This is a genomic window from Nonomuraea wenchangensis (assembly GCF_900111685.1).
Taxonomy (GTDB): Bacteria; Actinomycetota; Actinomycetes; order Streptosporangiales; family Streptosporangiaceae; genus Nonomuraea; species Nonomuraea wenchangensis.
The window spans coordinates 425,507-446,435 of record NZ_FOHX01000005.1 but is presented as its reverse complement, the minus strand read 5'-3'; the positions used below and the strand labels follow the sequence as shown (position 1 = coordinate 446,435).

Here is a 20,929-nt window from a genome sequence, read left to right as displayed (position 1 = left end):
CCTTCACGAGCGGTATCTCCGGGCGGCCGTCGTCGCCACGACGGCCAGCAGGACCAGGTTGACCAGCGCGAAGCCCACCAGCCCGCCGGTGAGCCCTTCCGTGCGCACGCAGACGGCGAGCACGGCGAGCGCTGGCGGCGTGCTCACCAGCAGGCAGCCGGCCAGCACCTTCGCGCCGCGCACCCCGTCCATGGACAGCGCCACCCCGTACAGGTTGAAGGCGGTGTGCAGGCCGATGCCGAGCGCGGACAGCGCCATCAGCTCCGGCGCGTACGGGTAGGCGCCGCGCATCAGCAGGAAGAACACCAGGCTGGCGGCGAAGGAGAGCACGGCCGTCGCGGCGGCCACGGCGGGCGCCAGCCGGGCGATCCGCCGCATCAGCAGGGGTTTGTCGGTGGTGGCCATGATCGGCAGCAGCGCCAGCCCGATCCCGTCGGTGAACACCACGCCCATCAGCCGTTTGGGGAAGCCGTTGTAGACGGAGTAGACGCCCACGTCGGCCGCCGGCGCCCAGTGGTTGAGGAAGATCACGTCCACCCCGAACAGCAGGCCGCTCAGCGCGGCGATCGCGGTCACCCAGCCGCCGTGCCGGTACAGCGTCCCGGCCAGCCGCGCCGACCAGGCCCCGAGCCGTGGCCGGGCCGCCGCCACCGCCACCACGGCGAACCCGGCGTTCGTGACGATCAGCGCCGCCAGGTACGGCTCCGCCTCCCGCACGCCCAGCACCAGCAGGCAGTAGCAGGCGGCGCCCAGGTAGCAGAGCGCGACGGCCAGCTTCAGCCACGCCACGAACGCGAAGCGCTTCAGCCCCCGCAGGAAGCTCTCCGCGAGCTGGTTGACCGTCATGGACGCGGCCAGCGCCAGCCCGGCGGCCAGCGTCCCGGTGTCCACGTTCAGCGCGGCGGTGAGCAGCGGCGCGGCCAGCAGGGCGAGCCCGGCCAGTGCCGCGCTCACGGCCAGGGTGGCGAGCAGTGCCGTCGTCAGCAGCGCCGGCCGCTCCTCCGGGGCGGCGCGCGGCAGCTCCTGAAGCATGACGTAGTGGAGGCTGGTCAGCATGCCGACGGTGACGATCAGCGCGATCGACAGCACCACCGTGAAGTCGCCGAACGCCGCCGCGCCCGCCCCGCGCGCGATCACCAGCGTGGTGGCCGCGGCGATCCCGCTGGCCAGCGTGCTGACCAGGGTCGGCCCGGCCGCCCACCGGTGCGCGGCCAGCCAGCCCCGCACCCGGTCCGCGGCCCCCGTGCCCCGCGCGCCCCGGCGCTCCGGGGCGCTCAGTCCGGGCACCGCAGGTACGTCCGGCGGGCGAACTCCAGGTCCTCCGGCGTGTTCACGCCGCGCGCCTCGGCCGGGTCGGCCACCGGCACGACGGTCACCGGCCGGCCCTCCACCCGCGACAGGTGTGCCAGGAACGGCAGGAAGTTCACCTCCCCGGTGGCCGCGCCCCGTCCGGCCCCGGCCGCGTACCGGGCCCAGGCGGCCTCCAGCCCGTCCGTGGCCAGGCAGAACACGCCCACGTCGCTGAGCCCGCCGGGCCGGCACTCCTCGCCCTCCCTGGACTGCCGGACGCGGACCAGCTCGTCGCCGGACAGCTCGTACTCCACGTACGGGTCGGCCATCGCGACCAGCGGCAGTGTGATGCCCTTGCCGGGGTGCGCGGCGAGCACCGCGCGCACGGTCGCCGCCGACAGGTTCGCCTGGTCGCCCCAGACCACCAGGATCGTCTCGTACGCCGCCCAGTGGCGGGCCGCCGCGCCGAAGATCGCGTCCCCCATGCCGGTGGGCCGCTCCTGGACGCTCACCGACACCCCACCGCCGGCCAGGTCCGCCGCGGCCAGCTCACGGAACGGGCCCTCCCCGTCGGGCGAGACGACGACGTGGACGTGCCCGGTGGCCGGCCGCAGCCGCCGGCGCAGCAGATGCCAGAGCGTCACCCCGTCCGCGACCTCGATCATGATCTTCGGTACGCCGGAGCCCAGCCGGGTCCCCCGTCCCGCCGCCGGGACGACGGCGCACACCCCCCGCTCACTCACTGCCGTTCACCTCTTCTCCGACAAGGGACACCACGTCGTGCAGGTCGCCCACCCCGATCGCGCCGGGCAGCGGCGCGGCGGTGTGGACGTGCAGGGTCGCGAGGCCCGCGCCGAGCGCCGCCGCCACCCCGTGCGCGGAGTCCTCCAGCGCGACCGCCTCCGCCGGGTCCACGTCCCAGCGGCGGCAGGCCAGGCGGTAGACCTCCGGGTCGGGCTTGCTGACCGGGACGTCGTCGGCGGTCAGCACGTCGCGGAAGGCGTCCGCCAGCCCGGCGGCGGCGAGCGCCCGCTCGACGGACGCGCGGCTGCCGCCGGTCACCAGGTACGCCGTCCGCCCGCCGGCGGCGAGCCGGTCGAGCAGGAGTCGTGCTCCGGGGAAGGGCCGGACCCGCCCGGCGCGTACGTGCTCGCGGTAGAGCTCCTGCTTGCGCCGGGCCAGCCGCTCGGCCACACCGGGGTCCCCGGCCAGGCGGGCGGCGACGGCGGCCGTGCTCGCCCCGGCGTGCTCGGCATACCGGAACCCGGCCAGCCGGGACGGGACCAGCTCGGCGATCGCCTGGCGGAAGGCGGCCTCGTGCCCGGGGAAGGAGTCCAGGAGCGTACCGTCGAGGTCGCACAGCCACACCCGCCACGACCGCTCTCCGCTCATCCGGCCCGCGCCAGGGGCGTCTCGCCGAGCAGCGCGCGCAGCGCCGCCACCGTGCGGTGGCCGTCGTGCGTGCCGGGGCGGCACGGGTCCTCCAGGTCGGCGGCGATCCAGCGCGCGCCGGCCCACGTGCCCCGTTCGGCGACGGCGCGCGGCACCGCCGGTCCGCTCGCGGTGCCGTCGTGGCTGAGGATGTGGGTGATCAGGCGGCGTTCGTTGCCGGGGTCGCCCAGGTATGCCAGCGCCCGGTCCACCAGGTCGGTCGCGCTCAGCCCCTGGACGTCGTGGTCGCTGCCGACGTTGACCACGAACACCCGCGCCGCCGACCGTCCCTCGGCGACGGCCTCGGCCACGCCCTGGGTGAGGTAGCTGGGCAGCAGGGAGGAGTGCGGCGTCCCGGGGCCGTACACGACGAGGTCGCTGTCGGCCAGCGCCAGCAGTGCCTCGGGGTCGGGCGCGGCGGGGACGGCGCGGCGGGCCAGCAGGTCGCGCACCCGCTCGGCGGGCAGCCCCGCGAGCCCGGCCAGTTCGGGCCCGGTGAGCGGCGCGGGCAGCAGGAACAGGCCGGTGATGGCGGCGGCGTCCTGCGGCCCGACGATGTCGGCCTCGTCGGCCAGCACCCGCCCGTCCTGCTTGAGCGCGACGAGGTAGGCGTTCGCGCCGTCGGTGACGTTCAGCAGCCGCGCCGGGGTGGCGAACGTGCGGGCGCAGGCCCGTACGGCGGCGTTGAAGTCCTCGCCGAGCCGCAGGTACGCCCCCGCGAACACGAGGTTGCCGAGCGCGCAGTCCGCCAGGTCGAACCCGCCGGGGTCGGCGGCCAGCCGCGCGGCGAAGATCCGCAGGTCGCGCGCGACCGCCTCGGGGGCGGCGCCGGCGATCCTGTCCAGGTCGGCGAGGGTGCTGCCGGGCGGCAGACGGTGTTCGAGCAGCGCGCGGCGCGGGTCGTCGCGGCCCAGGTGCAGCAGGAGGTTCTTGCGGAAGTCGGACGGGCCGAGCATGCCGGGCAGGTAGCGGCGCAGCGCCCCGGTGGACAGGCCGTTGTCGTAGCCGTTGACGAGCAGGGCGAGGTCGAGGCCCGGCGTGCGCAGCAGGGCCCGCGCGATGCCGGCCGCGCCCCGGCCGCCGCTGAACATGGCCACCCTCATCGGGCCTCCCGGACCGGCGCGCCCTGCGCGCCTAGGTGCTCGCGTGGCTCCGGCGGGCGCAGCACGCCGCGTCGCAGCAGCCAGTGCCGCAGCCCGAGGTAGCCCACGAACAGCGCCCGGTCGCGGGCGCCGCGCCAGAACCGCCAGCCCCGGCTGCCGCCGCCCCGCTCGCGGTGCTCGATGGGCAGCTCCGTCCAGGTGTGGCCGAGCTCGGCGACGCGGGCGGTGATCTCGGTGGAGCAGTTCATGCCCGCGGACTCCAGCGGCAGCGCGCGGAACAGCGGCCCGTGCACGACCTTGAAGATGGAGTTGAAGTCGCGGTAGCGGGTGCGGTGCAGCAGGTTGCTGACCGCGCCGCTGGCGGCCGACCCCCACCGGTACGGCAGGCTGTCGGCCTTCCTGACCCGTGCCCCGGACAGCGCGAGCACGTCGCCGGCCTGGATGCGCCCGATGAAGGCGTCCAGGTTGGCGATCGGGAACTGGCCGTCGGAGTCGAGCAGCGCCACCCATTCCAGGCGGGTGGCCGCGATGGCGGCGGCGATGGCCGCGCCCGCGCCCCGGTTGCGGTCGAAGGTGACGACCGTGAGCCGCGGGCAGCCGGCCTGGAGCTCGCGCAGGATCCGGCCGGTGCCGTCGGAGCTGCCGTCGTCGCAGACGACGATCTCCCACTCGGCGACCCCGGGGTGGCACTCCAGGTAGTCGCGCCACTCGGTGACGGCCGCCGCGATGTTGTCCGCCTCGTTGTAGGCGGGGGCCGCGACCGAGATCTCGATGGGCATCGGTCACCTCCTCGGGGCGGCGCCGGTCAGGCGCTCGATCCAGCGGTCGAGGGGCAGCAGGTTGATCCCGGCGATGATCGGGACGTGCGCGAGCGTGAACCAGATCGCCGCGCCGAACGAGATCGGCCCGCCGGTGAACAGGTTGATGTGCGGGGCGTCGATGGTCTCGGGGATCGCGACCGGGTTGACCACCTGCCACATGACGTCGAGGAAGCCGGAGAAGACGATCAGCACGCCGGTGGCCATGATCTTCAGGCAGCGGCCCGGCGAGCCGCCGCCGATGCGGTAGGCGGCGGCGACGGAGAGCACGATGCCCGGATAGAGCAGCAGGTAGAGGTGGGTGTAGAAGGCGTCGCCGTGGGCGCGGGCGCCGTCGCCGTAGTAGAACCAGCTGATGCGCGGGACGAGGTAGCCGGTCAGGACCACGAACGGGACGTACAGCAGCCAGTGCAGCCGCGGCGACACCCACGGGAAGAACGCGATCGCGCAGCACAGGCAGGCGAAGGCGAGCAGCTTGGCGGCCAGTTGCCAGGCGGCCTCGATGTCGCGGGTGTGCGGGGTGGCCAGCCAGACGAAGGCGAAGCCGGCGGCGCCGGTGGCCAGGGCGATCCACCAGATGTGCGCGGCCCACGGGCGGCGGGCGTCGAGCGGGGGGTCGGGATGATTCACGTACCGGGTCCTCGGAGGTCGGGGACGGGTCGGCGGGAGCGCTCCCAGCGCAGTATGACATCCCTCTCCGCGGAGCCGGTCTCAATATGAAATTAGGTACTCGCCGGAACTTGCATCGATACTGACTGATTGTGATGCGACCTCAAAAGGCCAGCTCAGAGCATATTGAACGGCCCGTCCGAAAGAATGGAACGGTCTACTCAACTGTTTGAGCAATTCGCCTGCCTGCGATGTCAAGACCTCATGCGGAAAGGCCGGCAATGGCCGGCCTTCGCCTTCCCGCCGGGCGGTCGGCGGCCGAAGATTCAGTCAGCGCAGGTCAAGCTGATGGCTGAGCATGTGGGAGCGCTCCCGAAATCTTCGGCCGATCGGACCCGAAACCACCGTTACGGCGGACCGCAATCAGGCCAGGGCTGGCTCGCCGTCGTACCCGGGGAACATCGGCGGCAGCTCGCCGGGCGTGAGCGCCGTCGGCCCGAAGAGCCAGTCCACGTACGCGTAGTCGTGGACGTCCCGCTCGCGGAGCACGGCGTTACGCCACTCCCTCTGCTCACCGTCGTGGTGCCAGAGCCTGCCCCAGGCGCGGGCCGTGGTCAGCACCCGGCGGCAGTGCAGGGGACGGACGGCGTTGTAGGCCGCCAGGGCCGCGTCCCAGTCCACGCCCGCCGCACCGGTTGCGCCTGTGAGGCGGGCCACGTGCTCGGAGAGCACCCACGCGTCCTCGATGGCCATGACCGCGCCCTGCGCCAGGTACTGCAGCGGCGGGTGCGCGGCGTCGCCGGTGAGGGCGACGCGGCCCCGTACCCAGTCGTCGATCGGATCGCGGTCGAACATCCGCCACCAGCGGTCGCGCCACATCAGCGGCAGCCCGGCCCGCACCTGCTCGCTGGTCGCCGTGAACGCCGCGTCCAGCTCGTCGGGCGTGCCCCAGTCCTCCTCGCCGGCGAGCGCCTTCGGCGACTCGAAGACCGCGACCTGGTTGAACATCTCGCCGTGGCGCAGCGCGTACTGGACGAAGTGGCAGCGCGGGCCGACGTGCACCACCACGTCCTTCGGCTGCACGTCGAGCCGGGCGACCTGCTCGAACGGCACCGCGCCCCGGTAGGCGACGTAGGCGGAGCTGACCGGCTCGTCGTCGCTCAGGAGGCGGCGGGCCACGGAGCGGAGCCCGTCGGCGGCGAGGACGACCGCGCCCCGCTCGCGGCCACCCGCGTGCACGGCGACCGCGCCGTCCGCGGCCTGCTCGTACCCGGTGACCGTGACGTCGTTGACCAGGTCCACCCCGGCCCGGCGGCAGGCGCGCAGCAGCGTGCCGTGCAGGTCGCTGCGGTGGATCACCATGTACGGGAAGCCGTAGCGCCGCTCCACGTCCCGCAGGTCGAGCCGGGTGAGGACCTCGCCGTCGATCGCGTCGCGCATGACGATGCTCTCGGGCAGCACGCCGAGCGACGTGACCTCGTCGAGCAGGCCCCACCGGTCGAGGATGCGCGTGCAGTTGGGCGCGATCTGCAGGCCCGCGCCCACTTCCCCGAACTCGTGGGCCTGTTCGAGCACCCGGACCCGCAGGCCCTTCAGCGTGAGCGCCAGGGCGTTGGCCAGGCCGCCGATGCCCCCGCCCACCACGACGACGTCGGCGTCGCGGCCGTGTCCGACCATGTCCGTTCCTTTCCTTCAGATGCGAGCGGCAGATGCGAGCGGCTAGAGCCAGCGCGGAAGTTCGGGGGGCGGGCCGCCCGCCTCGCCGGTGACGCCGCCGGAGCCCCGGCCCGAGAGATAGGCGGCCAGGCCCGCGAGGGTCCCGGTGAGCGGGACGGGCTCCCCGGAGCCGGGGATCCGCCACGTGCCGCCGCCGCTGGCCGTGAGCGTGAGCGCCGGGCCGGGGGCGGCGGCGCGCTTGGCCGCGATGTCGGCGATCAGCGCCGCGAGGAAGTCCGCGGGCAGGTCGTCGAACGTCACCCCCGCGCCGAGGTCCACGGCGTGCACCATGACCTCGCGGGCGCGCATCCAGGGGATCTCCTCGGCGGTGACCGTACGGCCCTGCGCGGTGCGGACGTGCGCCTTCCACTGCCGCTCGTCCAGCTCGGCGAGGCGGGCGCCGAGGTCGTCCGCGGCCCGCGCCGCCCATTCCCGCAGCTCGGCGGCGGGCCTGGCGGCGCCCGCCGCGATGTCGGCGTCACGCTGCTCCGGGGAGGAGTACATGGGCCGTTCCTCGCCGGTATGCGCCCAGTGGACCAGGTTGGCCAGCGCGGCGGCGTTCGCGGCCACGTGCGCGAGCAGGTGCCTGCCGCTCCAGCCCGGCAGCGCGGTCGGCTCGTCCAGGCGCCCGTCCGGCAGCCCGGCCAGGGCGTCGAAGAAGACCGTGCTGCCCTCGGCCGTCCAGCGCAGGCTGTCGGCGCGGCTCCGGTCGCCGCTCATCGGGCCGCCGCTCATCGGGTCCTCGCTCATCGCGCGGCCGGTTCGGCGACGGCCTTGACCTCCGAGCGGCCGAGGCCGGTGATCTCGGTGGCGAGGACGCTGCCGTCGGCGAGGTAGCGGGCGGGCTTGCGGGCGTGGCCGACGCCGCCCGGCGTGCCGGAGGCGATGACGTCGCCGGGGTTCAGCGTGAGGATCGTGGAGACGTAGCGGACCAGGTCCACCGGGTCGAACACGAGGTCGGCGGTGTCGGCCTGCTGCACCTGCTCGCCGTCCACCCAGCCGGTCAGCGTGAGCGAGGGCCGCACGCCGCCCTCCAGCTCGTCCGGCGTGACCAGGTAAGGCCCGAACGGCGTGCTGGCCTCCCACGTCTTGCCCTGGAGCCACATCGGCGAGCGGTACTGCCAGTCGCGCATGGTGACGTCGTTGAGCACGGCGAACCCGGCGATGGCGGCCTCGGCCTCGGCCTCGTCCGCGCGCCGCACGCGCGCCCCGATGACGACCGCGAGCTCGGCCTCCCAGTCCACCTTGTCGGACTCCGGCGGGAGCTGGATCTCGTCGTACGCGCCGACCAGCGCCTCGGGATACTTGGCGAACAACGTCGGGTACTCCGGCAGCTCCCGCCCCATCTCGAGGATGTGGTTGCGGTAGTTGAGCCCCACACAGACGATCTTGCCGGGGTTCGGCACGACGGGCGCGAAACCGGCGAACCCGGCCACGGGCTCGCCCGCGCGGACGGCGAGCTCGGCCCGGTCGGGCCGGGCCAGCAGCTCGCCGACGTCGGCGAGCCCCAGGTCGACCAGGGTCTCCCCCTCGACCCGCACGGCGCGGGTGTCCCCCTGGTCGGTACGGATGGTGGCGAACCTCATGCCTGCGGCCTTTCAACATCGGAGCGGTCGAGGCGCAGCGCCTCGAAGATCGGGCTGTCGCTGAACCGGAAGAGGTCGAGCGAGCCGGAGTCGGAGTCGGACGCCGACGCCTCCGAACGCGCCGAGAACGGCGTCCAGGAGGGCACGACGAACAGGTCACCGCGGGTCACCGACCACGACCGGTCGCCGACGGTGATCCGGCCGCTGCCGTCGAAGACCTGGTAGACCGAGGATCCGGTCTCCCGGCGGGGCGCGGTCTCGGCTCCGGCGCGCACGCGGTGCATCTCGACCCGGATGGTGGGCAGCACGTCGCCGCCGGTGGTGGGGTTGGTGTAGCGGACGGCGGCGTGGCCGGGCTCGACGGTGCCGGCGTGCCCCTCGGCCTCCAGCGCGAGCTGGTCGGCGAGGGCGCGGTCGGTGTCGGCCCACCGGTAGGCCAGCAGCGGGGACGAGGTCTGCGCGCCGGGCGCGGACACCGGACGCAGCCCCGGGTGCCCCCACAGCCGCTCGGAGCGGGACCGCTCGGGCGTGGTGCGTTCGGCGTCGCTGATCCGGTCGCGGCCGAACTCGAAGAACTGGGACTCGGTGACGTACTGGAACGGGATGTCCAGGCCGTCGATCCAGGCCATGGGCCGGTCGGCGGCGTTGTGGTGCGCGTGCCAGTTCCAGCCGCCCTGGGGCAGGAAGTCGCCGCGGCGCATCGGCACCGGGTCGCCGCCGACCACCGTCCAGACGCCCTCGCCCTCGACGACGAAGCGGAAGGCGTGCTGGGTGTGGCGGTGCTCGGGGGCGTCCTCGCCCGGCATCAGGTACTGGATCGCCGCCCACAACGTCGGCGTCGCGAACGGCCGGCCGCCGAGCGACGGGTTGGCGAGCGCGATCGCCCGCCGCTCCCCTCCCCTGCCGACCGGCACCAGGTGCCCGGCCTCACCGGCCAGCGCCACCAGGTTCTCCCACCGCCACAGGTGCGGGACCGCCTTGCTCCTCGGGTGCACCGGCATCAGGTCGCCGATCTCGGTCCACAGCGGGACCAGCAGCTCCTTCTCGAAGCCGCGGTACAGCTCCTCCAGGGCCGCCGACGGCGTCGGCTGATCCGGCGAGTCGACCGCGGTGAGGCGAACCGGGGAGTTCGCGATCTCGGTCATGTCCACTCCTAGCGTCCTTGACGCGGGACGACGCGACGGCACGCCGCCGCTCCCGCAGGTCTCCAGCTTGTATGGTGGGGAGCGGAAAAGAATAGGAGATTCTGCTGTGAAGAATCCTCCCAACTATCTCGTCCGCAGCGTCGATCACGCGCTGCAGCTCGCGGTCATGCTCCAGGTCGAGGGCCCGTTCGGGGTGGGCGAGGCGGCGCGGCGGCTCGGGGTGGCGCCCTCCACCGCGCACCGGCTGCTGGCCATGCTCGTCTACCGCGACTTCGCGGTCCGCCGCGAGGACCACCAGTACGCCGCCGGGCCGGTGCTCTCGCTGGGCGGCCGTTCCCAGTCGCACACCGCGCTGCTCCGCGCGGTCGCCATGCCGCACATCGCCGCCCTGGTCGAACGCGTCCAGGAGAGCGCGAACCTGCAGATACTCTCCGGCGACCACGTACGCTTCATCGGCTCCGTCGAGTGCACGCAGGCGCTGCGGGTCGGCAACCGCGAGGGCATGGTCTTCCCCGCCCACCTGGCCTCGGGCGGCAAGGTCCTGCTCGCCGACCTGCCGCAGGAGCGGCTCGACGGGCTCTACGGCGAGGACAAGTGGGCCGACCGGCTCGACCAGCGGCCCAACCTGACGGCGCTCCGCCGCGAGCTGCGCAACGTCCGCGAGCGGGGCTTCGCCATCAACGCCGGCAAGACGGAGTCGGGCGTCACCGCCGTCGGCCGGGCCGTACGCGGCCCGGACGGCCGCGCCCAGGCGGCCCTGTCGGTGTCGATGCCCACCAGCCGCTTCTCCCGCAACCGGCTGCCCGAGCTGGTGGGCGCGCTGTCGGTGACCGCCCGCGACATCGAGCACGAAATGCGCACAAGCCACCCCGCCTGACACCCTCGGGACGGCTCGTCCGCGTCAGGAGGCGGGCGGGCCGGCCGCGCGCCGGGCCTTCCTGGCGAGCAGGGCGATGAGGTAGCAGCCGCCGATCACCGTCGTCACCACGCCCACGGGCAGGGCGACCGGAGCGAGCAGGACCTGCGCGACCACGTCGGCGGCCGACAGCAGCACCGCGCCCGCCAGCGCCGCCGGGGCGAGCGCGACGCCGGCCGTGCCCGCCAGCAGCCTGCCGATCTGCGGCGCGGCCAGCGCGATGAACATGATCGGCCCCGCCGCCGCGGTCACCGTCGCCGTACAGCCGACGCCGGCCAGCACGAGCAGCAGCCGCAGCGGGTTCAGCCGCACGCCGGAGGCGATCGCCTGCTCGTCGCCGAGCGCCGTCTGCCGCATCGCGGGCGAGAGCGCCGCCGGCAGCAGGGCGAGCGCGACGATGACGGCGATCGGCACGGCGATCTCGTCCCAGTCCAGCCCGTTCAGCGAGCCGGAGCTCCAGCCGGTGGCGGCGATGGCCACGTCCAGGTCGGCGCGGAGCACGATCCAGGAGTTGAGCGCCGTCAGCATGGCGTTCACCGCGATCCCGACGACGATCAGGCGCAGCCCGCTCAGCCGGGTCCCGAGCGACAGCACGTAGACGGCCGCCGCCGCCAGCAGGCCGCCCGCGACGGAGCTGCCCGCGAGCGTCCCCGGACCGCCGCCCAGCACGGTGATCGCGAACAGCGCGCCGGTGTAGGCGCCGGCGTCCAGTCCGACGACGTCGGGGCTGCCGAGCGGGTTGCGGGTGATGCTCTGGAAGACCGCGCCCGCCAGGCCGAGCGCCGCGCCGAACGCCAGTCCGGCGACGACCCTGGGCAGGCGCCACTCGCGTACCACGACGACCGAGTCGCCGTGGCCGGCCAGCGCGGCCAGCACCTCGCCGGGGGCGGTCCACGAGCCGCCGCCCAGGCAGAGGCCGAGCAGGCCCACGCCCAGGGCCGCGGCCAGCAGCACGCCGGACACCACCAGTGTCCGGCGGCCGGCACGGAACGACCACGGGCCCACGCGCAGCACGACGGACCGGGTCAGGACGGGCGGGGCGGCGACGGGCCGGCTCATGCCGCCACCCGTCCGCGCCGGCGTACCGCCCAGATGAGCGCGGGTGCGCCCGCGAAGGCCGTGACCACAGCCACCGGCACCTCGCCGGTCGGCAGCAGCACCCGCGCGGTGACGTCCGAGGCCAGCAGCAGCACCGGCCCCAGCACCATCGTGTACGCCATCAGCCACGGGACCGACCCACCGGCCGGCCGCCTGGCAAGGTGCGGCACCATGAGCCCGAGGAAGGCGATCGGCCCGGCGACCGCGGTGGCCGCCCCGGCGAGCAGGGTGACCAGCACCAGCACCGCCACCCGGGTGCGCACGACGTTCCCGCCGAGCGAGCGCGCGGCGTCGTCGCCCAGGACGAGCGCGTTGAGCGGCCGGGTCACCAGGACGGCGCCGGCCAGCGCGAGCACGATCGTCGTGGCGGGGAGGGCGAGCGGCGCCTGCTCGTGCCCGGCCAGCGAGCCGATCGACCAGAACCGGTACCTGTCGAACACGTCGGGCAGCGTCAGGCGCAGGCCGAGCGAGATCCCGGAGAGCACCGCGCTGAGCGCGACGCCGGTCAGCACCAGGCGCAGCGGCTCGGCCGAGCCGAGCGCGTACACCAGGACGGCGGTCAGCGCGGCGCCGAGCGAGGCCAGGGCGAGCTGCCCCGCCTGCCCGCCGGCCAGCCCGAGCAGGCCGCCGACGTTGATCGCGAAGCCGGCCCCCGAGGTGACCCCCAGGAGGCCCGGCTCGGCGAGCGGGTTGCGCGTGAGCGTCTGGACCAGCATGCCCGCGACGCCGAGCGCCGCGCCGACGCAGACGCCGAGCAGCGTGCGCGGCCCGCGTACGTCGTGCACGATCAGGTACGCCTCGCCGCCGTCCGCGCCGACGAGCGCCCGCCAGACGTCGGCCGGCGCGATCGCCCGCGCTCCTACGCAGACGCTCGCGACCAGCGCGGCCAGCAGCAACAGGACGAAGGCGGCGAGGACGACCACCCGGCGCCGCGCCGCCGAGGCGGCCCGCCGCTCGGAAGAGCCGGCCCTCGCGCCGGCCCGCCGCCCGGAAGAGTCAGTCCTCGCGCCAGCCCGCCGCCCGGAAGAGTCAGTCTTCAAGCCCCGCGACTCCGCGCTTCCAGTAGCCGGTGAACAGCGCGTCCAGCCGGCCGGCGCTCCAGGCGCGCAGCGGCTTGATGTCGCCCGCCTCTCCCGCCGCGAACAGGAACGCGGGCCCCTCCGGCAGCCGCAGCCCCCGCACGGTCTCAGCCAGCAGCGACCGGCCGCCCTCGCGGACGAGCCAGGTCACCTCCACGCCGGCCCGCTCGGCCAGCGGGTACGCGTGCTCGGCCGGGTCGTCGGTCTCGATCACCAGGTGCGCGGAGACGCCGGACGGCGACTCCTCCAGCCAGCGGGCGGCCGCGGGCAGCGCGGTGGCGTCCACCGCGAACACGTAGTGCGGGTAGTGGTGCGGGAACACCTTGGCCCCGGGCGGGCCGGCGATCGTCACCGGGTCGCCGACCGCGACGCGGGCCGCCCAGTCGGCGGCCAGGCCGCCCTCGTGCAGGACGATGTCCAGGTCCAGCTCGCGCGCCGCCGCGTCGTAGCGGCGGACGGTGTACTTGCGGGTGGGGGACCACGGTTTGGGCCAGTCGAGCTCCAGGCGGTCGTTCGGCACCGGCGCGCGGACGGTGCCGTCGGCGTCCGGGAAGACGATCTTCACATGGTCGTCGGCCTGGTAGGTGTGGAAGCCGTCCAGCTCGGGGCCCGCCAGGGTGAGCCGGAGCATGCGCGGGGTGACGAGCTCGCGCCGGGCGACCGGCGCCGTGCGGACGCCGATCGGGTAGCCGATCCTGGCCACGCCTGAGCCGCCGGCGTGGTGGGCGGCGACCCGGCCGCGCGGGTCGTGGCGCTCGATCTCCACGTGCCGGCTCACTGGGCGAGCAGCGGCGCGAACGCCTGGTCGATCGCGTCCAGGGTCTTCATGGCCGACGAGTACGTGGCCGCCTCGCTGTAGCGGATCGGGAACGTCCGGCCCGCCTTGACCGCGGGCAGGCTCTTCCACAGCTTGGAGTCGAGCACGTACTGGACGGCCTCGTTCGGCTTGCCGTCGGCCTGCACGGTGTACGTGATCGCGTCCGCCTCGCCGAGGCTCTCGTTCAGCTCCTCGATCGAGGGGTACTCGCTGACGTCCGCCGCGTTGCCGCCCTTCTTCTTGACCTCGCCGTAGTAGGTGACGCCGACGTCCGTGGCGATGTTGGTGCCCCACGAGCCGGCGAACTCGCGCTGGAACGTTCCGCCGGCGATCTCGCCGTACGCGCCGACGTGGCCGAACTTCAGGCCCGTCAGCACGTCCTTGTACTTGGCGGTCAGCTCGCCGGCCTTCTTCTCGTAGGCGGCCTTGGCCTCGCCGAAGTTCACGGAGCGGCCGGCGGCGTCGCTCTGGCGCTGGGACAGCTCCCGCCACGCCGACGGGAGGGTGGGCCCGATGGCGACGACGGGCGCGAGGGACTTCAGCCGGTCCAGGTCCAGGTCGGCCATGGCGGGCGCGGGGACGCCGATGACGATGAGGTCGGGCTTGGCCTTGGCGATGGCCTCGTAGTTGGTCTCCGCCGCGGTCTCCCCGGCGATCTTCTCCAGCCGGTCGTAGGTCGCCCGGTCCTCGTCCGACATCAGCGGCAGCCCGCGCTGCCAGGAGGAGATGCCGACCAGCGCGGCGTCGGCCTCGATGAGGGCGGGCACGGCGTAGCCCGTGGCGACGACCCGCTTGGGGTCGGCCGGGATGGTGACCTCGCCGTTGTCGGCGGCGAAGACGCGCGTGGCGGGTTCGGCGCCCGCGGTGCTGTCGCCGGCGGACGCCGGCTGCTCGCCGGATCCGGTCGAGCCGCAGCCGGCCGTCATCGCGAGCGTGAGTACGAGGGCTCCGGCGGCGCGCCGGAGGTGGACGTGGTGCATGGGGTTCCTTCAACTCCTAGAGATGAGGTTAGGCTACCCTTACCACTGGTTCCGCTGATGTCTCCGAGAGGCCAACCGATGTCGCCGAGACGCCAATCCGTCACCCTCGCCGACCCCGTGGGCACCGACCCGCTGTGGTGCGAGGAGTACGGCTACGGCCTCGGCCGCCCGGACGGCATCCTCGTGCTCAAGTACCGCTCCGCGGCCGTGCTGGAGTTCAGCGAGGGCCGCCAGGACTTCCTGCACCAGCTCTACTGGTCCCCCGACGGCATGCTGGCGACCAGGTACGGCGCCCGCACCCAGTTCGTCGGGCCGCGCGAGGCGTTCTGGGCGCACCGGGCCGTCACCCACGAGGTACGCGCCGCGGACCGGCAGAGCGTCTACCGGATCTGCCTGCGCGAGGTGCCCGAGGCGCTCGCCGGCCTGCGGGCCGGCCCGGTCTCGATGGACCCGGAGGCGGCGCGGCTCGTCGAGGCCATCTGCCGCCCCGGTCACGAGGAGGGCGCGGCGCTCGCCGCCCGCGCCCGCATCATGGCCGGGCTCGGCGCGGGCGCCGCCGACTTCGTCGGCCACCACGCCACCGGCACCGGCTTCGCGCTCACCGTGGCGCGGGCGCTCTCCCACGACCCCGGGGACGAGGCCGGGCTCGCCGATTGGGCCGAACGGCTGCACGTCAGCGTCAAGACGTTGCAGCGCGACTTCGAGCGGGAGTTCGGGATGCCGTACTCGAAGGTGCGGACCAAGCTGCGGCTCAGCACCTCGCGGGTGCTGCTGGAGACCCGGCCGGTCGCCGAGGTGGCGCACCGCGTGGGTTACTCCAGCCCGTCGGCGTTCATCTCGGCCTTCACCAAGGAGTACGGCTGCACACCGGGCCGCTACGCGGACCGCCGCTCCGCCGCCGACGCCTGAGCGCGGGGGCGATAAGCCGCCGGCCCGCTTTGCCGTCGTGAAATCGCCGTCAAATGACCGTGAAATAGCCACATGTGCGATGGTTCGTCCCTATTTGGGAGCTAGCGTCGTGATGAAGGGATCAGACCGGTGGAGGGAGGAACCATGGCCGGATATGGGTTCCGCGGAGGCGGAGGCTGCTGCCGCCGCCGCCGTTGGTGCGGTCGGCGCTGCCGCTACCGCAGACGGTGGTGGGGCGGTCCCTGGGGCGGTCCCTGGGGAGACGACTGGGATTGGTGGTGATCCGTCCCCGGTGAGAGCAACCGGTGAGAACAGCCGGTGAAGACAGCGGGTCACGACGGCATGCGACAACCGCGCCCGTATCGGCATCGATATCGGCTGCGGTTCTCGCCCGACATCACGGCCGATTCCCGTCCACACTCGGCCATGATCCGGCCAAGCCGCCGTGATCCGCCCCTATGTCCCCGTGCACCGCGATCAGAAGGTCGCGATCGGATTGACCGGACTGCCGGACGTGCCGGCGAAGCGGACCGGCGCTACCGCGAGCTGGAAGTCCCACTGGCCTAGCTCGGCGGCCGTGGTCGTGCACGCCTCCAGGTCGCAGTTGTCGAGCAGCCACAGGCCCATCGCGACGAGGCTCACGGCGTGAACCGGCATCAACACGCTGTCGTACCCCGACGGCTGGACGTCCTGGGGAGTGTCGGCGCCGATCAGCGCGACCTCCCGTTCACGGAGCCACGGCAGGCAGGACGCGTGCCACCCGGCCTGCGTGAAACCACTCGCCGCACCGGTCTCGTGCCGGAGGCGGCCGTAGCCGGTCCGCAGGAGCACCGCGTCACCGGACCGCACCCGCACACCCTGGCGACGCTCGGCCTCCTCGAGATCATCAGGAAACACGCCCTGCCCCGGCTCCAGCCACGGCACACCCCGCACACCCGCGATGTCCAGCAGGACACCACGCGTGACGATCCCGTTCGCCGCCGCCGTCACGGACGCCCACGCCGATCCCGTCTCCGCGTCGACCAACTCGTGCGACCGGCCGTTGTACATCGTGCCGTCCCAGAAGATGTGACACGGCGAGTCGAGGTGGGTGAGGGTGTTGCCGTGGAACGTGAGCCCCAGCCGCTCCGACGAGAAGCCCCAGCGCCGGTCCTTGTGGAATGCGGACACCGGCATGTTCTCGGCACCCGGCATGTCGGCGGCGCACGGGCACGTCGTCGTCGAGCGCTCCATGTCTTCCGGCACGGAGACCTCCCACGCGCACGACACGCTCCTGCCGTGGCGCACGGCCCGCGCCGCCGCCAGCCGGACGTCGTCGGTGATGTGGTTGAGGGTGCCTAGCTCGTCGTCGTCGCCCCACCGTCCCCAGTTCGACAGCGTGTCGAAGTATCCGAGCACGTCGTCCTGAGTAGGCATCGATCGCCCTGCCGTCATCCCAGCATCGACTCCTTCGGTCATGTGGTTCGAGGGCACCGCCGGCAGGCTATCCCGGCGCTCCGACAATCCGTCCGGGGCGTGAGCACGACCTGACCCACGAGATGTGGTCGTACGGCTGCGCCCGATCTCCGCGGGCCGTCATGGTGGAGGTCATGCACGACAACCAACTGCTCCCAGGCAACGACCCACCCCCCACACCCGGTCCCGGGCCCGACCCCGGACTCGACTCCGGACCCGGACCTGAGCTCGCCCCCGCACCTGAGCTCGGCCCCGAGTCCGAGGCCGGACCTGAGCCCGAACCCGGATCCGGCCTCAATCCCACCCCGGGACCCGACCCCAGACCCGGGCTCGCCCCCGAACCCGAGCCCGAACCCGATGCCGGGCCCGAGCCTGACCCCCAGCCGCTGCGCGTGCGCGATCTGTTCACCTGGTGCGAGTCGAACCCCCCAGGCCGCTGACCAGGGCCAGAACTCATCCCGTCACCCCTGCCCCGGCCCCTCACACCGCGTGCGCCGGCTGGGCTTCCTCGGAGCCCTCCGCGTCGCCCGTCCGGGCGGGAAGCAGCAGGGCGGTGGCGACGACGGCCACCGACAGCACCGCGCCGATGACGAACGCCAGCCGCATCCCGTCGAGGTCGGCCAGCGCCTCGGGGACCCCCTCCGCCCGCAGCGCGCCGGCCCGCGCGCTCATGACGGTGATCACCAGCGCGGTGCCGAACGCCGCCGCGACCTGCTGCAGCGTGCTCAGGATCGAGCTGCCGTGGGAGTAGAGCCGCGGCGGCACCGCCCCGAGCGCGAGGGTGAACACGGGGGTGAAGGTGGCGGCCAGGCTGACCATGAGCAGCATGTGCAGGCCGAGGATCTGCCAGTAGGGCGTGGTCATCGACACCTGCGTGAGCCCGGTGAGCGTGAGCATGATCCCGACCGCGCCGGGGACGACCAGCACCCGGCCGCCGAACCGGTCGAACAGCCGCCCGACGGCCGGCCCCAGCAGGCCCATCGCGAGCCCGCCCGGCATCACCAGCAGCCCGGTCTCCAGGGCGCTGAGCCCGCGCAGGCTCTGCAGGTAGAGGGGCAGCAGGATCATGGAGCCGAGCATCGCCATGAAGGCGATCGACATGAGGATCAGCGCGACGGTGTAGGTGCGCTGGCGCAGGGTGCGCAGGTCCAGCAGCGGCACGCCGTGCTTCTGCAGCCAGAGCTGGCGGACGACGAAGACGACGATGGTGACCAGCCCGGCCGCGACGATCGCCGCGGCGAAGGCGGGGTCGCCGCCCTCGAACCGGCTGAGGCCGTAGACCAGGCCGCCGAACCCGGCCGCCGCGGTGACCACGCTGAACCAGTCGATGTTGCTCACCTCGGTCTCCCCGACGTCCTGGAGCCGCTTCATCCCGCCCCAGGTGATGAGGGCGGCGATGGGGAGCACCACGGCGAACAGCAGCCGCCAGGAACCGAACTGCAGGATCACCCCGGAGACCGCCGGCCCCATGGCGGGCGCGACCGACATGGCCAGGCTGACGTTGCCCATCACCCGGCCGCGGTCCTCCTCCGGCACCACCCGCATCAGCGTGGTCATCAGCAGCGGCATCATCACGGCCGTCCCCGCCGCCTGGACGATGCGGGCGGCCAGCAGCACCTCGAACGTCGGCGCGACGGCGGCCAGCGCCGTGCCGGCCAGGAACAGGCCCATCGCGGTGGCGTAGGCGTGGCGGGTGGTGACCCGCTGCAGGAACCAGCCGGTGGCGGGGATGACCGCGGCCATGGTGAGCATGAAGGCGGTCGAGAGCCACTGCGCGGTCTGCTCGGTGATGGCGAGGGCGCTCATCAGCCGGGGGATCGCGTTGATCATGATGGTCTCGTTGAGCACGACCACGAACGTGGCGAGCACCAGCAGCCGGATCACGACCGGCGTGCCGCCCGCGGCGGCGGGGCTGGCATGGGAGTGGGACTGTCGGCCGGACACGGCACCTCGTTCGGGATCGTCGGACGGAATGTGCTCACGGCCGGCGTCGCGGCCCTCGATCGCGCAAGCGGAATTCGTTGTCATGCACAGAATGACAGCCGCCACCGACAGAACTCATCGGTGGCGGCCGGCCGGTCGCGAGGGGCCGTGAGGTGATCAAGCGACCGCGAAGAGCAGGGCGGCGCAGACCAGGACGACCACGGCGGTCGCGAAGTGGATGCCGAACGCCGCGGCCTTCGTCCCGCCGTTGCGCAGCACGATCAGGGTGTCGCCGAGCGGCGCCAGCGCCACGACCAGCATGTACCACGCCTCGGCGGTGGTCCCGGCGAAGGCCAGCAGCGCCAGGCCGAGCAGGCCGTAGGTCCCGTCGCGCACCCCCTTGATGGTCAGGTACGCCCGGTCGCCGTCGGTCTTGGCCGGCACGCCGTAACCGGCCGCCGCGGCCTGCGGGACGAGCAGGAAACGGGCTCCGATGAACAGGATCATCAGGTTGAGGACGACGGCCAGGCCGTACGCGATGTAGGTGAGCATCTTCGCCTCCAGGAAAATCTAGCAGCGCTAGGAACAAAAATTACGCTAGCAGAGCATCGGCAGATTGGCTAGCGATGCTAGATTTCGAAGCATGACAATCCAATCCCGCCGGGAGCGTGAACGCGCGGAACGCGAGAAGCTGATCATCACGGCCGCCCGGGAGCTCGCCGAGACCGAAGGATGGGAGGCGGTGACCACCCGGCGGCTCGCCGAGCGGGTGGAGTACAGCCAGCCCGTGCTCTACAGCCACTTCAAGGGCAAGGACGCCATCATGGCGGCGGTCGCGGTGGAGGGCTTCGCCGAGCTGGCCGGCGAGCTGCGGGCCGCCCGGACGGCGGCGCGGGACGCGGACGACGCCCTGGCGGGGGTCGGGCGGGCGTACGTCTCCTTCGCCGAGCGGCGTCCCGCGCTCTACGACGCGATGTTCCGGCGCGGCGTGGACCTGCCGTTCGCCACCCCGCAGGTCCCGCCCGCGCTGTCGGCGGGCTTCCAGGAGCTCGCCGAGGCCGTCCGGCCGCACGCCGGCGACGACGACCTCGGCCTGCTGACCGAGACGTACTGGGCCGCCCTGCACGGCCTGGCGACGCTCACGCTCGGCGGCCGGCTGCCCCGCGAGCTGCACGAGCGCAGGCTGGCGCTCCTGCTGGCCCGGTTCACCGCCGGGAGCGGCTGAGGCCGGGCCAGGCGAGGTGGTCCACGGCCAGGAACGGCTCCTCGGCCACGGCCGACGGCGTCGCGCCGGTGAACGCCACGACCTCGCGGTGCAGGTGCGACTGGTCGGCGTAACCGCCCTCCGCGGCTACCCGGGCCGCGCCCTCCCCCGCCGTCAGGCGGTGGGCGGCGCGGTCGAAGCGGACCAGCTTCGCGGCGCGCTTGGGCGGCAGGCCGAGCTGCGCACGGAACCGGGACCACAGGCGCTTGCGGCTCCACCCGACCTCGACGGCCAGCCCCTCGACCCGGACCAGCCCACGGCCGGAGACGATCCGCCGCCAGGCCCACGCCACCTCCGGGTCCACCGGCGGCCCCGCCTGGTGCCGCCGGACGAGCAGCGCGTCCGTCAGCGCGAAGCGGTCCCGCCACGACGGGGCGCCGCTCAGCCGGTCGCGCAGGCGGGACGCCTCCCGGCCCCACAGGTCGTCGAGGTCCACGAACGCGCCGTCGAGATCGGCCGGGGAGACGCCGAGGACCGCGCGGGCGACCACCGGGGACAGGCGCACCTGTACGCACTCGACGTTCTCGCCGCGCGCCAGGACCGCGCCGCCGGAGCCGAACCCGGGCCCTGCGGCGACGTTCCCGACCGGCCGCGGCCCGCCGGCCTCGTCCAGGACGGGCGTCCCGGCCCCGAACCCGACGAGCAGCGTCACGGCCGGATGCGGCACCATCCGGATCGTCCGCAGGTCCGGGATGTGGAACCCGGCCATGGTGACGCCGGGGACCCCGCTGGGGCGGCGCGGGCTCGCCACGCCCCAGGCGGTGGCGCCGTGCACGAAAGTCCGCACGCC

At 73.7% G+C, this 20,929-nt stretch carries 21 protein-coding genes; 3 read left to right on the top strand and 18 right to left on the bottom strand.

The features are described from left to right. Positions 1-3 precede the first annotated feature (3 nt). The 10 genes from BMW85_RS17885 to BMW85_RS17840 form a co-directional block, all read right to left on the bottom strand. Entirely contained in the window at positions 4-1,287 is a 1,284-nt protein-coding gene (locus tag BMW85_RS17885) for an oligosaccharide flippase family protein (RefSeq protein ID WP_091082516.1), read from the bottom strand. Further along, positions 1,275-2,033: an NTP transferase domain-containing protein gene (locus BMW85_RS17880; protein WP_245774878.1), complete on the bottom strand. Its 759-nt coding sequence runs from the start codon at positions 2,031-2,033 to the stop codon at positions 1,275-1,277. Before BMW85_RS17880 ends, BMW85_RS17885 begins: the two co-directional genes overlap by 13 nt. Next, complete coding sequence (locus BMW85_RS17875; RefSeq protein ID WP_245774877.1) at positions 2,026-2,682, bottom strand: HAD family hydrolase; 657 nt, start codon at positions 2,680-2,682, stop codon at positions 2,026-2,028. The genes BMW85_RS17880 and BMW85_RS17875 overlap by 8 nt, the downstream gene beginning before the upstream one ends. Beyond that, complete coding sequence (locus BMW85_RS17870; protein WP_091082511.1) at positions 2,679-3,824, bottom strand: 2-phospho-L-lactate transferase CofD family protein; 1,146 nt, start codon at positions 3,822-3,824, stop codon at positions 2,679-2,681. The genes BMW85_RS17875 and BMW85_RS17870 overlap by 4 nt, the downstream gene beginning before the upstream one ends. Beyond that, positions 3,821-4,603 carry a glycosyltransferase family 2 protein gene (locus BMW85_RS17865; protein ID WP_091082509.1) on the bottom strand — a complete coding sequence of 261 codons (783 nt, stop codon included), beginning with the start codon at positions 4,601-4,603 and terminating at the stop codon, positions 3,821-3,823. Before BMW85_RS17865 ends, BMW85_RS17870 begins: the two co-directional genes overlap by 4 nt. A 3-nt stretch (positions 4,604-4,606) precedes the next feature. Continuing rightward, positions 4,607-5,272, bottom strand: coding sequence for a hypothetical protein (locus BMW85_RS17860; protein ID WP_091082508.1), 666 nt, complete (start codon positions 5,270-5,272; stop codon positions 4,607-4,609). 402 nt (positions 5,273-5,674) lie between these two features. Further along, the gene (locus BMW85_RS17855; RefSeq protein ID WP_091082506.1) at positions 5,675-6,928 is read right to left on the bottom strand and encodes an FAD-dependent monooxygenase; all 1,254 of its coding nucleotides are present in this window, start codon (positions 6,926-6,928) and stop codon (positions 5,675-5,677) included. A gap of 42 nt (positions 6,929-6,970) precedes the next feature. Next, positions 6,971-7,717, bottom strand: a complete 747-nt coding sequence (locus tag BMW85_RS17850; RefSeq protein ID WP_091082505.1) for a maleylpyruvate isomerase family mycothiol-dependent enzyme — start codon at positions 7,715-7,717, stop codon at positions 6,971-6,973. Continuing rightward, positions 7,714-8,553, bottom strand: a complete 840-nt coding sequence (locus BMW85_RS17845; RefSeq protein ID WP_091082503.1) for a fumarylacetoacetate hydrolase family protein — start codon at positions 8,551-8,553, stop codon at positions 7,714-7,716. The genes BMW85_RS17850 and BMW85_RS17845 overlap by 4 nt, the downstream gene beginning before the upstream one ends. Continuing rightward, positions 8,550-9,704: a cupin domain-containing protein gene (locus BMW85_RS17840; RefSeq protein WP_218155824.1), complete on the bottom strand. Its 1,155-nt coding sequence runs from the start codon at positions 9,702-9,704 to the stop codon at positions 8,550-8,552. The genes BMW85_RS17845 and BMW85_RS17840 overlap by 4 nt, the downstream gene beginning before the upstream one ends. A gap of 100 nt (positions 9,705-9,804) precedes the next feature. Here BMW85_RS17840 and BMW85_RS17835 point away from each other — a divergent pair, with 100 nt between their 5' ends. Continuing rightward, a complete protein-coding gene (locus tag BMW85_RS17835; protein WP_091082500.1) occupies positions 9,805-10,575 on the top strand; it encodes an IclR family transcriptional regulator in 771 nt (256 codons plus the stop codon). Positions 10,576-10,599: 24 nt separating this feature from the next. Here the strand turns inward: BMW85_RS17835 and BMW85_RS17830 are convergent, their stop codons facing one another. The 4 genes from BMW85_RS17830 to BMW85_RS17815 are packed head-to-tail and all read right to left on the bottom strand — an operon-like array spanning position 10,600 to position 14,588. Beyond that, positions 10,600-11,673 (bottom strand): FecCD family ABC transporter permease, encoded by a 1,074-nt coding sequence (locus BMW85_RS17830; protein ID WP_218155823.1) that lies wholly within the window; start codon positions 11,671-11,673, stop codon positions 10,600-10,602. Then, positions 11,670-12,752, bottom strand: coding sequence for a FecCD family ABC transporter permease (locus BMW85_RS17825; protein WP_245774876.1), 1,083 nt, complete (start codon positions 12,750-12,752; stop codon positions 11,670-11,672). Before BMW85_RS17825 ends, BMW85_RS17830 begins: the two co-directional genes overlap by 4 nt. Further along, the gene (locus BMW85_RS17820) at positions 12,742-13,557 is read right to left on the bottom strand and encodes a siderophore-interacting protein (RefSeq protein WP_091082497.1); all 816 of its coding nucleotides are present in this window, start codon (positions 13,555-13,557) and stop codon (positions 12,742-12,744) included. The genes BMW85_RS17825 and BMW85_RS17820 overlap by 11 nt, the downstream gene beginning before the upstream one ends. Positions 13,558-13,565: 8 nt before the next feature. Beyond that, positions 13,566-14,588, bottom strand: coding sequence for a TroA family protein (locus BMW85_RS17815; protein ID WP_091082495.1), 1,023 nt, complete (start codon positions 14,586-14,588; stop codon positions 13,566-13,568). 78 nt (positions 14,589-14,666) lie between these two features. On the opposite strand from BMW85_RS17815, the gene BMW85_RS17810 reads away from it, so the two are divergent. Beyond that, a complete protein-coding gene (locus BMW85_RS17810; protein ID WP_218155822.1) occupies positions 14,667-15,497 on the top strand; it encodes a helix-turn-helix transcriptional regulator in 831 nt (276 codons plus the stop codon). A 477-nt stretch (positions 15,498-15,974) separates the two neighbouring features. Here the strand turns inward: BMW85_RS17810 and BMW85_RS17805 are convergent, their stop codons facing one another. The 3 genes from BMW85_RS17805 to BMW85_RS17795 all read right to left on the bottom strand — a co-directional run bounded on the left by BMW85_RS17805 (position 15,975) and on the right by BMW85_RS17795 (position 19,427). Continuing rightward, positions 15,975-16,931, bottom strand: coding sequence for a cyclase family protein (locus BMW85_RS17805; protein ID WP_245774875.1), 957 nt, complete (start codon positions 16,929-16,931; stop codon positions 15,975-15,977). Positions 16,932-17,432: 501 nt separating this feature from the next. Continuing rightward, on the bottom strand, positions 17,433-18,896 hold the full coding sequence (locus tag BMW85_RS17800; protein ID WP_245774874.1) for an MDR family MFS transporter: 1,464 nt from the start codon (positions 18,894-18,896) through the stop codon (positions 17,433-17,435). A 156-nt stretch (positions 18,897-19,052) separates the two neighbouring features. Continuing rightward, a complete protein-coding gene (locus tag BMW85_RS17795; RefSeq protein WP_091082492.1) occupies positions 19,053-19,427 on the bottom strand; it encodes a DUF4267 domain-containing protein in 375 nt (124 codons plus the stop codon). 91 nt (positions 19,428-19,518) lie between these two features. Here BMW85_RS17795 and BMW85_RS17790 point away from each other — a divergent pair, with 91 nt between their 5' ends. Beyond that, complete coding sequence (locus BMW85_RS17790; RefSeq protein WP_091082489.1) at positions 19,519-20,100, top strand: TetR/AcrR family transcriptional regulator; 582 nt, start codon at positions 19,519-19,521, stop codon at positions 20,098-20,100. On the opposite strand, the gene BMW85_RS17785 is transcribed toward BMW85_RS17790, so the two are convergent. Then, complete coding sequence (locus tag BMW85_RS17785; protein ID WP_091082488.1) at positions 20,081-20,926, bottom strand: helix-turn-helix domain-containing protein; 846 nt, start codon at positions 20,924-20,926, stop codon at positions 20,081-20,083. The two genes, BMW85_RS17790 and BMW85_RS17785, sit on opposite strands and share 20 nt — an antisense overlap. Positions 20,927-20,929 lie beyond the last annotated feature (3 nt).